This window comes from Massilia sp. P2_C2, from assembly GCF_056404615.1.
This window is the reverse complement of record NZ_JBFUDR010000177.1, coordinates 1-12785: the sequence shown is the minus strand read 5'-3', so window position 1 is coordinate 12785 and position 12785 is coordinate 1. Positions and strand designations below refer to the sequence as shown.

13 protein-coding genes are annotated in these 12785 nt (G+C 61.9%); 9 read left to right on the top strand and 4 right to left on the bottom strand.

Features of this window, described 5'->3' with window-relative positions; all coding sequences use genetic code 11:
- From AC1DYX_RS19430 to AC1DYX_RS19415, 4 genes are all read left to right on the top strand, one after another.
- A partial coding sequence (locus AC1DYX_RS19430) for a hypothetical protein (protein WP_477261794.1) occupies positions 1-1418 on the top strand: 1418 nt, incomplete at its 5' end.
- A gap of 339 nt (positions 1419-1757) precedes the next feature.
- Positions 1758-2081 (top strand): ferredoxin FdxA, encoded by a 324-nt coding sequence (fdxA, locus tag AC1DYX_RS19425; RefSeq protein ID WP_259448891.1) that lies wholly within the window; start codon positions 1758-1760, stop codon positions 2079-2081.
- A gap of 154 nt (positions 2082-2235) precedes the next feature.
- Positions 2236-3333 carry an NAD(P)/FAD-dependent oxidoreductase gene (locus tag AC1DYX_RS19420; RefSeq protein ID WP_477261791.1) on the top strand — a complete coding sequence of 366 codons (1098 nt, stop codon included), beginning with the start codon at positions 2236-2238 and terminating at the stop codon, positions 3331-3333.
- A 235-nt stretch (positions 3334-3568) separates the two neighbouring features.
- Complete coding sequence (locus tag AC1DYX_RS19415) at positions 3569-4804, top strand: polyhydroxyalkanoate depolymerase (RefSeq protein WP_477261789.1); 1236 nt, start codon at positions 3569-3571, stop codon at positions 4802-4804.
- A 55-nt stretch (positions 4805-4859) separates the two neighbouring features.
- Here the strand turns inward: AC1DYX_RS19415 and AC1DYX_RS19410 are convergent, their stop codons facing one another.
- The 3 genes from AC1DYX_RS19410 to AC1DYX_RS19400 form a co-directional block, all read right to left on the bottom strand.
- Positions 4860-5273: a YfeK family protein gene (locus AC1DYX_RS19410; protein WP_477261787.1), complete on the bottom strand. Its 414-nt coding sequence runs from the start codon at positions 5271-5273 to the stop codon at positions 4860-4862.
- 40 nt (positions 5274-5313) lie between these two features.
- Complete coding sequence (locus tag AC1DYX_RS19405; RefSeq protein WP_477261785.1) at positions 5314-5733, bottom strand: VOC family protein; 420 nt, start codon at positions 5731-5733, stop codon at positions 5314-5316.
- Positions 5734-6035: 302 nt separating this feature from the next.
- Positions 6036-6179 (bottom strand): RcnB family protein, encoded by a 144-nt coding sequence (locus AC1DYX_RS19400; RefSeq protein ID WP_477261783.1) that lies wholly within the window; start codon positions 6177-6179, stop codon positions 6036-6038.
- 118 nt (positions 6180-6297) lie between these two features.
- Here AC1DYX_RS19400 and rsxB point away from each other — a divergent pair, with 118 nt between their 5' ends.
- Entirely contained in the window at positions 6298-6984 is a 687-nt protein-coding gene (gene rsxB, locus AC1DYX_RS19395) for an electron transport complex subunit RsxB (RefSeq protein WP_477261781.1), read from the top strand.
- 6 nt (positions 6985-6990) lie between these two features.
- Positions 6991-7638: an endonuclease III gene (gene nth, locus AC1DYX_RS19390; protein WP_477261779.1), complete on the top strand. Its 648-nt coding sequence runs from the start codon at positions 6991-6993 to the stop codon at positions 7636-7638.
- Positions 7639-7650: 12 nt separating this feature from the next.
- Here nth and AC1DYX_RS19385 read toward each other — a convergent pair whose 3' ends face one another.
- Complete coding sequence (locus AC1DYX_RS19385) at positions 7651-8103, bottom strand: RidA family protein (RefSeq protein WP_477261777.1); 453 nt, start codon at positions 8101-8103, stop codon at positions 7651-7653.
- Between the two features lie 479 nt (positions 8104-8582).
- Between AC1DYX_RS19385 and AC1DYX_RS19380 the strand changes: the two genes are divergently transcribed.
- The 3 genes from AC1DYX_RS19380 to AC1DYX_RS19370 are packed head-to-tail and all read left to right on the top strand — an operon-like array spanning position 8583 to position 12656.
- Positions 8583-10304, top strand: coding sequence for an OmpA family protein (locus AC1DYX_RS19380; RefSeq protein WP_477261775.1), 1722 nt, complete (start codon positions 8583-8585; stop codon positions 10302-10304).
- A gap of 20 nt (positions 10305-10324) precedes the next feature.
- Entirely contained in the window at positions 10325-11800 is a 1476-nt protein-coding gene (locus AC1DYX_RS19375) for a hypothetical protein (RefSeq protein ID WP_477261773.1), read from the top strand.
- A 7-nt stretch (positions 11801-11807) separates the two neighbouring features.
- Positions 11808-12656 (top strand): hypothetical protein, encoded by an 849-nt coding sequence (locus AC1DYX_RS19370; protein WP_477261771.1) that lies wholly within the window; start codon positions 11808-11810, stop codon positions 12654-12656.
- Positions 12657-12785 lie beyond the last annotated feature (129 nt).

The following is a 12785-nucleotide window of genomic DNA, read 5'->3' as shown; positions in this document are numbered from 1 at the left end:
ACGTACCCCTGCCCTATGCGTCCGGCGCGCGCGTGCTGATGTGGAAGCAGGACCCGTCCGTGAACGAGATCGGCACGCGCAAGGTGTTCCTGCCCGGCGTCGTGCTGGCCGGGCCGCGCGACGCCCGCGTCGCGCTGGCGTCGGGCGATCCGGGGATCCCGCCGGTCGAACCGAACGCCTTCGGCGACTTCGTGACGATGCCCGATACCCCGCAGTTCGACGCCGTCCACACGTTCGCCGTCGTGCGCCAGACGCTGACGATGTACCAGCGCGCCCTGTCGACGGCGGGCAGCGACATGCCCCTGCCCTGGCAGTGGAACAGCAGCGCGGACACGTCGCCGCTGCGGGTCTGGCCGTATGGCCTGCCGAACGTGATGAACGCCTATTACAGCCGCGCGCAGGCCTGCCTGAAGTTCGGCGACTTCGTGCCCAGCGGGGAAACGGCGCGCGTGTACACATGCCGTTCGTTCGACATCGTCTCGCACGAGACGGGGCACGCCGTGCTGGACGGTCTCAAGCCGCAGTGGCTGATGGCCGGCAACCCGCCGCAGACCGGCGGCCTGCACGAGGCGTTCGGCGACCTGACGGCGATCTTCCTCGCACTGTCCCAGCTCGACCAGTGCGAGGCCGTCGTCGCCCAGACCAAGGCGCGCCTGCACGACAAGACGTTCCTGGCCGACATCGCCGAGCAGTTCGGCCTTGCCCTCGGCAGCACGACGGGTCTGCGCAATGCCGACAACGACCTGACCCTGTCGCAGGCCGGCACCGAGGTGCATGCGATCTCGCAGGTATTCACGGGTGCCGTCTACGACATCCTGGCCGACGTGTTCGCCCTCGAGCGCGATCCCGCGCTGGAGGATTGCGCGAGCGTGTTGCACCGGGTCGCCGGCTGGCTGCGCGGCCTCGTGCTGCGCGCGCTGATCGCCGCCCCCGACACGGCCGCCTCCTTCGCCGACGTGGCCAACGAGATGCTGCGCCTCGCGCTCGAGGACGGCAAGCAGCAGGCCGTCATCAGTGCCATCCGCGACCGCTTTGCCCAGCGCGAGGTGCTCGCCGTGCCGGCCGCGCCTGCAGGCGACCACCAGGCCGGCCTGCGCCTGGCACCACTCGTGACCGACGCGCCCGGCGCGCGCCAGGATCGGCGCGCCTGCTGCGGCACAATGAATCTGGCCGAGTATTACGACGTGGAACGGGTGCTGCAACAGGAAGCGGATGCGCTGGCCCGCTGGTGCGCCGCACACGGCCGGCTCGGCCCGGCCGGCGAACGGCCGCCGGCCACGCAGACGCCCGCGGCCGGCGTGACGCTGACGACCGTCGCGGTGGCCGATGGCGTCATCGCGACGACGGCCAGGGTCRACCTGCCCGCGCCGGAACGCACGTCCGACGCCGCCGCGCGGCCCGTCCCGCCTGCCGCCTGAAGCCGCCACCGCCGGGTGCCGTGCCCCTGCCCGGGGAGTCCGGACAGGGTCATCCGCCCGGGCGGCGCGGCGACCCCGAACACATTTGCTTATGTGTATTGTGTATAAGCCTGATTTGTCGTAGAAGCAGAATTGCCCTAAAATACAGTGCTTTGCCGCGTCCGGCGAACGCTCTCTGTGTAAAGGGCACCTCGAAAAACCGTCGCGAGCGGCCGCAATGCCGTCCGAGAAGCGCAGCTGTACGAGTAGTACAGCGAGCATCGCAGGACGGCAGTGCAACGCGCAGTAGGTTTTTCGACGTGCCACACGCCGCCGCTTCCACTCACTGATAGGACTGTTATGACCCACGTTGTCACCGAATCGTGCATCCGTTGTCGCTATACCGATTGCGTGGATGTATGCCCGGTAGATTGTTTCCGGGAAGGCCCGAATTTCCTCGCCATTGACCCGGACGAGTGCATCGACTGCGCCGTGTGCGTGGCGGAGTGCCCGGTCAACGCGATCTATGCGGAAGAAGACGTGCCGTCGGACCAGCAGCAATTCATCAAGCTCAACGTCGAGCTGGCACGCAACTGGCCGTCGATCACCAAGACCAAGCCCGCCCTGCCCGACGCGGAAGAGTGGAAAGACGTCAAGAACAAGCTGGACCAGCTGGCCCGCTAATCATTTTTAGACCCAACGCAGTATCAGGGTCGCGCAAAACCGTAGCGAGCGGCAGCAGAAGGCACTGGCATGCAGTGCATGGCAGTGCGAGAAGCGCCGCCGCTTCTGCAACGCGCAGTAGGTTTGGCGCGATCCCTTCACACAGGATATCAGCATGACTATCAGCGCCACGCCCGAAGTGGGCACCATCGCTCCCAACAGCTCCTTTGCCGGCGCCATCGAAGCCGATGCCGTGATTATCGGTGCGGGCCCGGTCGGCCTGTTCCAGGTGTTCGAGCTGGGCCTGCTGGAGATCAAAGCCCACGTGATCGATTCGCTGCCGGCCGTCGGCGGCCAGTGCGTGGAACTGTATCCGGACAAGCCGATCTACGACATCCCGGCCGTGCCCGTCTGCACCGGCCAGGAACTGACCGACAACCTGCTCAAGCAGATCGAGCCGTTCGAGCCGACCTTCCACCTGGGCCAGGAAGTCACCACCGTCCAGCGCCGTGAAGACCACCGCTTCAACGTCGAAACCTCGACCGGCACCCGCTTCATCACCAAGACGATCTTTATCGCGGCCGGCGTCGGCTCGTTCCAGGCGCGCACGATCAAGGTCGACGGCATCGACAAGTTCGACAACAGCCAGCTGTTCTACCGCGTCAAGGATCCGAGCCTGTTCGAAGGCAAGAACCTGGTCATCTGCGGCGGCGGCGACTCCGCGCTGGACTGGGCCCTGAACTTCGTCGGCAAGGCGGAATCCGTCGTGCTGGTGCACCGCCGCGAAGACTTCCGCGCCGCGCCRGCTTCCGTTGCCAAGATGAAGCAGCTGTGCGAAGACTACGAGATGCAGCTGATCATCGGCCAGGTCACCGGTTTCGATGAGAAGGATGGCCAGCTGTCCGAAGTGAAAGTCACCGGCGCCGACGGCGTGACCCGCCGCGTCCCGCTGGACATGCTGATGGTGTTCTTCGGCCTGTCGCCGAAGCTGGGCCCGATCGCCGAATGGGGCCTGGACATCGAGCGCCGCCAGCTGAAGGTCATGGACACCGAGAAATTCGAGACCAACGTGCCGGGCATCTTCGCCGTGGGCGACATCAACACCTACCCGGGCAAGAAGAAGCTGATCCTGTCGGGCTTCCACGAAGCCGCGCTGGCCGCCTTCGGCGCCGCGCCGTACATCTTCCCGGACAAGAAGATCCACATGCAGTACACGACGACGTCGCCGAAGCTGCACAAGATCCTCGGCGTCGAGACGCCTGTGTTCGACTGAGCCGTTCCGTAACTCGGCTGCGACGAAAAAGCCCCGCCCAAGCGGGGCTTTTTTCTTATGTAGTGCACTTAACGAACCGCCCCTGTGGAAGTGTGATACAAATGCTGCAACGCAGTATCAACACTTTGTTGCAGCGGCTCCGTTGTTGCCCCACACCAAGCCGAATAGGCCTATAATTGGTCAATACGTAGCGCAAACGTTTGCAATTGCGCCCAGAGTCACGAAGGAAATAATTATGCTTTACCAACTGCACGAGATGCACCGCTCCTTCCTGAACCCGCTGATGCAGTGGGCCGATGCCTCTGCCAAACTGTTTTCGAATCCAGTCTCGCCGTTCGCGCACACCCCGTTCGCGCAGCGTATCGCTGCCGGCTACGAGTTGATGTACCGCCTCGGCAAGGACTATGAGAAACCTGCTTTCGGCCTGACTTCGACCATGGTCAACGGCCAGACGGTAGGCATCATGGAACGAACGGTCGTCAGCAAGCCGTTCTGCAAACTATTGCACTTCAAGAAAGACATGAGCGAGCCGGACTTCGCCGCGCTCGAGCAACCGACAGTGCTCGTCGTGGCCCCGCTGTCGGGCCACCATGCGACGCTGCTGCGCGATACCGTGCGTGCGCTGCTGCCGGACCAGGACGTCTACATCACCGACTGGGTCGACGCGCGCATGGTGCCGATGTCGGACGGCCCATTCCACCTGGACGACTATATCTACTATGTCCAGGACTTCATCCGCCACCTCGGCCCGGACGTGCACGTCATCTCCGTGTGCCAGCCGACCGTGCCCGTGCTCGCCGCGATCTCGCTGATGGCGACGAACAAGGATCCGAAGCTGCCCAAGTCCATGGTCATGATGGGCGGCCCGATCGACCCGACCAAATCGCCGACGGCCGTCAACGACCTGGCGCAGGAAAAGCCATTCTCGTGGTTCGAGAACACCGTGATCTATGCCGTACCGGGCAATTACCCGGGCTTCGGCCGCAAGGTCTATCCGGGCTTCCTGCAGCACGCCGGCTTCATCGCCATGAACCCGGGCCGCCACGCCCAGAGCCACCGCGAGTTCTACCAGCACCTGGTGCGCGGCGACGACGATTCGGCGGAAGCGCACCGCAAGTTCTACGACGAGTACAACGCCGTCCTCGACATGCCGGCCGAGTACTACCTGGAAACGATCAAGACCGTGTTCCAGGAACACCGCCTGCCCAAGGGTACGTGGAAAGTGGGTGGCCAGCTCGTGCGTCCGCAGGACATCAAGGATGTCGCGCTGTTCACCATCGAAGGCGAACTGGACGATATCTCCGGCGCCGGCCAGACCCATGCGGCGCACGACCTGTGCAGCAGCATCCCGGCCGAGAAGCAGAAGCTGTTCACGGCGCCGAACTGCGGCCACTACGGCATCTTCTCCGGCCGCCGCTGGCGCGAGATCATCTGCCCGATGATCGGCGAGTTCATTCGCAAGAACGCCTGATCCGCTCGCACGAGCGCGACGCGAACGATGCCGCGGCCTGGCCCGCGGCATTTTTTTATCTGGCGCCAGCGTGCGCGGCCCGGTAGCGCCGCAACTCGTCGCCGAGCCAGCGTCCGCTCGGCACCGCCTGCGCGGTCCCGCAGCGCACCTCGTAGGGCTTGCCGCTCATGCTGCTCGTCGACGCCGCGCGCTCGATGAACGCCTGCGCATTGGGCACCATGTCGCGTTTTTGCAAATAGGCGTATTTTTCTTCCAGGTGGGCACGCGCCTTCTGCGCGTCGTACCACGTGCCATTGCGGTTGAACTGGCAGCCGGAGTGGCCGAGGTAATCGAGCAGGTGGACGACTTCGTCGCGCGTACGCGCGTCTTCCGCAGCAAACGCGGATGGCGCGGAGGCCGCGGCAAGCAGGATGGACAGGATGCCCGCCGCGCGCAGGCGGCGGGACAGGTTCAGCGGGACCGATGACATTGGATGCAAGATTGGTTATACATCGGTCCAGTGTAAAGCATCAGGCAGCAATGTGCCGAGTGCCCGCCTCGATCGTCCAGTGCACGCCATGACGATCGACGACGGCGCCGAAGCAATCGGCCCATGTCGTCGCGCGCAACGGGACACGGATGTCGCCGCCCTCGCCCAGCGCCTGCAGCACGCGGGCCGCCTCGTCCGCGTCCGCGACGTGCAGGCTCAGCGAAAATCCCGCAAATTCAGGCGCGCCTGGGTGGTGCCCCTCGGACAGGTAGACGATGGACTCGCCGATGCGCAGGCCCGCGCGGATGATCTTGCCGGGACTGCCGGGCGGCACGAACTGCGGCTGGCCTCCGGGCTGCGCCGTCAGCTGGAACAGCACCTCAGCGCGCAGTGTGTCACGATAAAAGCTCAGGGCGTCGGCACACAGCCCGGGGAAATAGATGATTGGAATCGTTTGCATGAAAGTCGCAGAATCGATAATGAGAGGGTGGATGGCCCACCGAGCGACCTTCACGCAATCGACGGGAAGGAAGTCGGGCCGCGCTTGCCTGCATGGCGCTCGGCAGGAATACATGGTTCACGATGCCCTCCTTTCTTCGATTGATGAGGCGACAAGTCTAGAGCAGATGGCTGTCGCGCTCAAGACGCAAAAGGCCGCTCCCGCGCTGGCGGGAACGGCCCGGTGAACCACCTGCCGGGGCCGCCGTCAAGGCAGCCCGCGGATGCAGTGACTGATGATGAGGTTGGCAATGACGCTGATGGCTAGCCCTTCGGCGGCGGGCGCAAATGGTGTTCGCGCCAGTCGATCGCGACGTACTGGTCGCTGCGGTAGCGCGCCGGCAGGCATCCGTCGCGGTGGGGATCGTGATAGGGCCCGGCGCGCACTCCGTACGGTGCACCACGCATGCGCCCGGATCGGATTGACCAGCGGCATCGCAAGCCCCGCCCCCGGCCAGGGGGATTTCTCCGCGACCGGACTTTTAGCGGATAATGACGGTTTATCCAGTTCCGAAGTTGTATCGCCGTGACCAAGACGCTCGCCGACCAGATCGAAGACCTGCTGCCGCAGACCCAGTGCACCAAGTGCGGCTATCCCGCCTGCCGCCCGTACGCGGAGGCGATCGCGCGCGGCGAGGCGGAGATCAACCAGTGCCCGCCCGGCGGCCTGGAAGGCGTCGTGCGGCTGGCGAGCATCACCGGCCGGCCCGTCATCCCGATCAATCCCGCGAATGGCGTGGAGCGTCCGCGCCCCGTCGCCTTCATCGACGAGAACCTGTGCATCGGCTGCACCCTGTGCATCCAGGCCTGCCCCGTCGACGCGATCCTCGGCGCCGCCAAGCAGATGCACACGATCCTGCCCAGCCTGTGCACGGGCTGCGACCTGTGCGTGGCGCCCTGCCCCGTCGACTGCATCGCGATGATCCCCCGCACCGACGACCCGGCCAGCGAGCCGACCGGCTGGGCCGCGTGGTCGCAGGAGCAGGCCGACGCCGCGCGCGCCCGCCACGACTTCCGCACCGAACGCCTGCGCCGCGAGAAGGAAGAAAACGACGCGCGCCTGGCCGCGAAGGCCCTCGAAAAGATGCGTGCCGTGACGGCCGAGCAAACGAATACGGCGGAAGAGCTGGCGGAAAAAGAACGCAAGCGCGCGATCATCGCCGCCGCCATCGAGCGCGCGAAACAGAAAGCCGCCCAGGACAACAAACAATAAGCATCGATGAATCCCGCCAAACGCCTCGAGATCTTCACGCGCTTTCGCAACGCCAACCCGACACCCACCACCGAACTCGAATACACGACGCCGTTCGAACTGCTGATCGCCGTGCTGCTGTCCGCGCAGTCGACGGACGTCGGCGTCAACAAGGCCACGCGCCGGCTGTATCCGGTGGCGAATACGCCGCAGGCGATCCTCGACCTGGGCCTGGACGAACTCAAGACCTATATCTCGACGATCGGCCTGTACAACAACAAGGCGAAGAACGTCATCGCCACCTGCGAGATCCTCGTGAACCAGTACGGCGGCGAAGTGCCCCGCTCGCGCGAGGCGCTGGAAGCGCTGCCCGGCGTGGGCCGCAAGACGGCGAACGTCGTGCTGAACACGGCGTTCGGCGAACCGACGATGGCCGTCGACACACACATCTTCCGCGTGGCGAACCGCACGAAGATCGCACCGGGCAAGAACGTCGACGAGGTGGAGCGCAAGCTGCTGAAATTCGTGCCGAAGGACTTCCTGCACGACGCGCACCACTGGCTGATCCTGCACGGCCGCTACACGTGCGTGGCGCGCAAGCCCAAGTGCTGGAACTGCATCATCAACGATTTGTGCGAGTACAAGGACAAGACGCCCGCGCCGGCGGACGCCTGATCTTTCACTGGCTCATCTCACGACCGCACGGAATGTGATCTCGATGAGTTGTGCCGGGAAAACGAGCCGCGACATGCCGATCAGGTTGCTGGCAACCTGCGGGCGTTCGACACCGTACATCTCTTTCCTGACCTTGCCGGCCACGGCGAATGCCGCGTCCACGTCCAGCACGTACAACGTCTCTTCGACGACGTCGTCCAAGGTCGCGCCGAACCCGGCCAGCAGGGCCACGGCGTTGCGGGGGTAGGTCTGGAGCATCTGCTGTTCCATGTTCGCAAAGTCGGTGGGCTTGCTGTGCGCGTCGAGCGGGGTCGGCGCGACCAGTGCGCCTTCCCCGTCGTGCGCGAGCTGGCCGGAGACATAGATGACGTCCTTGACCTGCACGGCTTGGCAATAGCCGTAGATGTCTTCCCACGCGACACCGTGGTTGACGACTTTCTTTTCGAGCGGGGTGGTTGCGTTCATCGAGGCTCCTCAGTGATTAACGGTCGGACTTGACCGCCTTCATTCTGATGCCCGCTTGGGGGGAATGTCTTGTATCCGCCTGCCCTTTACGACAGCGTTGCCCGCCATTGCGAAATACCGGTGCCCTCTCTATGGATGCCCCGACATTGCCATCGAATGAATTTGAATTGTTTATTCAAGCCGCTGCCTCTAGCATCTCGGCGGCAACTGAATGCCGTGATTAATCACATCACACTAGAATATAAATTATCAATAAATATCACGGATTATGTCTGCCGGCGAAAATTTGACAGGTCTGACCCACAATTTCTTCAATAAATAAAATTTCCAGGTGGAAAGTTATAAATAGCTGGGTTATCATTACAGGATGTTGGCGTATTGAGCACATTAATTTCTATTCTGCAATCAAGAATACGCTTCGTTTCTCCTGCCTGGACAAATCCGGGCACACCGACAAATCGAGTTTCAAAGCCACTGTGATGATTTCGCCTTTCTTTAAGCGGCCGCTTATCGCCTTGCTGATCAGTAGTTTTTCCTTGCAAGCCCATGCAGCACCCGACCCTGCACAATTCCAGACCGACGGGGCGGATCCCTGCGCCAGCAACCAAGGACAGATCGCAGGCGCCGTCATCGGGGCACTGGTCGGAGGTTTCCTGGGAAACAAGGTCGGCAAAGGCAGTGGCCGAAAAGCGGCTACGGTTGCAGGTGTGCTCGGCGGTCTTGCTCTCGGCAATTACCTCGGGTCCGAGCTCGACCGGCGCAAATGTGAGGTTTCCAAAATTGCGCAGAAAAATAATCTGACCGTTTCGATGACGGATATCTCCTTACCCGCTGGTACCGACGAGACTGCGCCAGGAGTACAGGGCGCCGGCGCCAACAACCCGGTCGGCATGAGTGTGTCAATCCAGGATCGCGTGGACAACCAGTCCTTCGTCGATACGTCAGGCGGCGATACCCTTGGCAATGCCGCGCTAAGCACGCAATTCCGCACCGGGTCCGACGTACTTTCGCCCGAAGCGGACGGCTATTTTCGTGAGATTGCGAAGCAATACGCGGTTGTCTTCGACAACAATGCATTGCCACAAGACGCAAGCGCCGACCAGGCAAGAGCGATACAGGGGCTGCGCCGCAAGCGCATACTCATCGTCGGCCACACGGACGATACCGGCAGTTCGCGCCTGAATGCCGATCTGTCCGAACAACGCGCCCGCAACGTAGCTCGCCTGTTTGCCGAGGCCGGCGTACCCGACTCACAAGTATTTTACCAGGGTAGCGGCGAAACCCAGCCAATCGCGGATAACCGCACCGAGAACGGGCGTACGCGAAACCGTAGGGTCGAGATCGTCGACCTGCCGGACGAACAGGCTTTTCAGAAATATTTGGCCAACCGGGTCGCGAACACGAGTTTTTATCGGGTCAGTGATATGGCGACGCACATGGATGCAATCGACCGGTCGCCACAATCCAGCGTCTCGACCACGATCTCCTCGGGCAACAAAAACAATTCCACGATGACGCATCAGCCACGCCCCGCAAGCGCGCGCGCGAAGGGACCGTCTTCGCCCGTCATCACAACCACGCCGACCGCTACACAAACGGTCCCGGTGGCCAAAACGGAAACAGAGTACGGCTACGATTTCGGTGGCATCCCGGCGCCGCAAAAACCTGTCTCAATCGACATCGGACGTCCATTGGCATCGAAGGGCGGGTTCAGCTTCATTCCATCTGCCATCGCGGCCGACGTGCCGGTTAACCGCAGTTGTACCGAAGACCGCCCCCGGTATGCAAACGCAGTCAAGGAATTGCAGGGAAACCGTGAATACCATGTGTCGGAATATTTGCCGAATCTGTACGACACCTCGTGGACCGATACCGTCAACGGCAACCTCGTTGCGCTTACCCATGTGGCCGTTTTGCGCGACGGCGCGGCGCCGGCCCGCAACCCCACCGTGCTGATCTACAAGGCGTCACATGGCAAAACGAATCAGGCTTCGAAAGCCGATTTCAGCACCATGGCTCACGTCAACACTTACCAGGGCGAACATGGTCTTCTTTACCGTGTTTTCGTAAACGGCCCCATCCAATGCATGGATCTCGTGCTTCCGCGCAATCAAGCCAACCAGGCCGCCAATTCGAATCTGTATTACCGGACCGGCAGCACGACGATGGTTGCAGCCTTCAATCCGAGGACCGTTAAATAAAACACAGAGGAATTTTCAACATGTCCGAATTCATCAGTCATAACCTGGCGGCGATCGATTCCATGCTTGCGCTGGCATTGTTCGTCGCGATCTATGCCACTTTCAAATTCCGAATCGACCTGTGGTGGCTCAACTTTTGGTACTCGTTTCCCATCCTGGGAAAAATCTCCCGCCTCGCCAAGGATTCTTCCCGCTATGCCAAGGACAAGAGCTGGACCAATTCAGAGCGTACACTGTGCAATGACTACAAGCGCTTCGTCCACCTGAGCAGTGAAGAGGAATTCAACAAGCGGATCGATTATCTGGCGAAGGCCAACGACACCGGACGTTCTCCGACTCCCGGCTGGCTGTTTCTCGTGTTGGGCACACTGATCATCGCCGAAGGCCTGGGCTTTTCCTATCTGCTTGGAAGCTGGATGGCAATGGAGGGAAGCGAGAACACACGTGTCCTTCTGATGGGAGCCATCGTCCTGGTGCTCTGCATGGTGCTCGGCTTCCTGACTCATAATGCGGGTCATCAACTATTTCGCACTAATCTGGTCCGCAGCTGCCAGAAAGAATGGCGGGACGATGGCCAGGCAGGACCGCTGCGCAGCCACAACATCACGCTGAAAGACGATCAGCACGTCGACGACGGCCAGCCGTATTACACCCAATGCATCAATCGCGTCGGCAGCGACGGATCGTATACCGTCGTCTGGATCGCCGTGGCGGCCATCATCGTGATCGCGATTGCATCTACCGTCATGCGCGTCAAGCACCTCGAGGCGGAACTCGGCCGCGAAACCATCCAGGCGTCGAGCGTACAGGCGCAGGGACCGAGCGAAGGTAATCCCTTCGCAAGCGATGAGAAATTACCGGCTGAAATCACGGCGCCGCAAGCCGCTGCCGACGCCAAGGCGAAAGCCGATATCAACAACTCGTCGACTGTGGAAGGCCTGTCGGCCTTCCTGATGCTTGCGTTTATTTTCGTTGTCACGCAGATTGTCGGCATCATCGCTGGCTATAAATGGGGATTCGCCGGCAAGAACAGCAAGGATGCATACAAGAGCACACTCGGATTCTCGACGTTCGACGACTATACCCGTTATTTCAGCCCGATCCTGGCAACCGCCGAGGCGAAGCTCAGCAATTTGCAACAACGCCTGGCAGAAAAGAATGGCAACGTCGGCCTCGGGCTGAAAAACACGTTCGAGAATTTCTTGCTCGAACGCCACGTCAGCCAGGTCGAACACAAGCAAGCGGCGCAGGAAGCGCGAGCCGTGCAGCGCCATGAAGATGCGTCATCGGTCGACGCTGCCGTCGCGCGAGTCGAAGCATTCGGCGACGACAAGGAAGGGGCCAAGCGTTATCTGATGGCATTGAGCGAAACGCAGCGTGCAGCCGTGCTTCCGGCACTGAAGGCGCGCAAGGAAGCGCGGATGCGGGATGAGGAAACGCGTCGCAATGCCGAGCGCTCGGCCGCTCTCGACAAGGAACTGGACGAACTACTCTGAGGTCGCGATGCTCAAGTTATTCTCGTTCCTGGTGCCCGCGATCGCGCTCTTCGGCAGTGCGAGTGCCGCTGCCGCGCCGATCAACCAGATCCCGAGCTGCTACGTGGCGGGGAAGTTGGATACCCAATCCTCCCCCGCGCAACGCGCACTCTTCATCGTTCTGGACGAAACCGTCGTTCTCGACGACGAGCTGAAACGCTCGCTGTGGGATCTCGTCAAGCCGATCATCAAGCCGGGCATCGACGTGTCGATCTATCGATTTTCGGCCTATTCTCAGGGCCGATATCTTGACGTGGTTGCATCCGGCACGCTCGAAGCGCCAATTCCCGCCGGCACGCGCGACTCGATCAGCGTCCCGAAACTGAAGACATTCGACGCCTGCATGAACGGTCAGGTGCAATACGGCTTGACGTTGACACGTAATGCGATCGGAAAAATTCTAGCCGCGAGTACGTTCGATCTGGCCAAGTCCGATATCGATGGCACCCTGTTTGCGCTGTCCAAGGTCGTCAAGGATACCAAGGCACCGATACGTACCGTGCTGCTCGTCTCGGATATGCTGGAAAATTCGACGGTATCCAGCTTTTATCAAAACAGGGGTGTGCGCAACATCGACCCGACCGCCGAACTCAAGAAAGTCGAGACCGCAAAACTGTTCGGCGACTTCGGCGGCGCTTCGGTCTACGTCATGGGGGCGGGTCTGATCCAGCAGCCATCCGGACCGGGCAAGGCGGCACAGTATCGCGACACGAAAACGATGAGCTCACTCCAGCAATTCTGGTCGGCTTATTTCGAACGTTCGAACGCCAGGCTCGAAGCTTTTGGAACCCCGGTCTTGCTTACCCCTATCAGGTAAACGAGACAGCACGCTCCTACCCCATCTCGGCGGCGCCAATGCGCTGCTTGCCTACACCGCCTTCGTGATCGGCGTCGCGAGTCCCGGACCGAGCATACTCGCCGCCATGGCACGGCGATGGCGCAGGGC

Coding starts and splice junctions, on each gene's coding strand:
- fdxA (WP_259448891.1), top strand. CDS start 1,758: ATGACCCACGTTGTCACCGAATCGTGCATCCGTTGTCGCTATACCGAT.
- AC1DYX_RS19400 (WP_477261783.1), bottom strand. CDS start 6,179: ATGCGTGGTGCACCGTACGGAGTGCGCGCCGGGCCCTATCACGATCCC.
- AC1DYX_RS19370 (WP_477261771.1), top strand. CDS start 11,808: ATGCTCAAGTTATTCTCGTTCCTGGTGCCCGCGATCGCGCTCTTCGGC.
- AC1DYX_RS19380 (WP_477261775.1), top strand. CDS start 8,583: ATGATTTCGCCTTTCTTTAAGCGGCCGCTTATCGCCTTGCTGATCAGT.
- AC1DYX_RS19415 (WP_477261789.1), top strand. CDS start 3,569: ATGCTTTACCAACTGCACGAGATGCACCGCTCCTTCCTGAACCCGCTG.
- AC1DYX_RS19405 (WP_477261785.1), bottom strand. CDS start 5,733: ATGCAAACGATTCCAATCATCTATTTCCCCGGGCTGTGTGCCGACGCC.
- AC1DYX_RS19410 (WP_477261787.1), bottom strand. CDS start 5,273: ATGTCATCGGTCCCGCTGAACCTGTCCCGCCGCCTGCGCGCGGCGGGC.
- nth (WP_477261779.1), top strand. CDS start 6,991: ATGAATCCCGCCAAACGCCTCGAGATCTTCACGCGCTTTCGCAACGCC.
- AC1DYX_RS19385 (WP_477261777.1), bottom strand. CDS start 8,103: ATGAACGCAACCACCCCGCTCGAAAAGAAAGTCGTCAACCACGGTGTC.
- AC1DYX_RS19375 (WP_477261773.1), top strand. CDS start 10,325: ATGTCCGAATTCATCAGTCATAACCTGGCGGCGATCGATTCCATGCTT.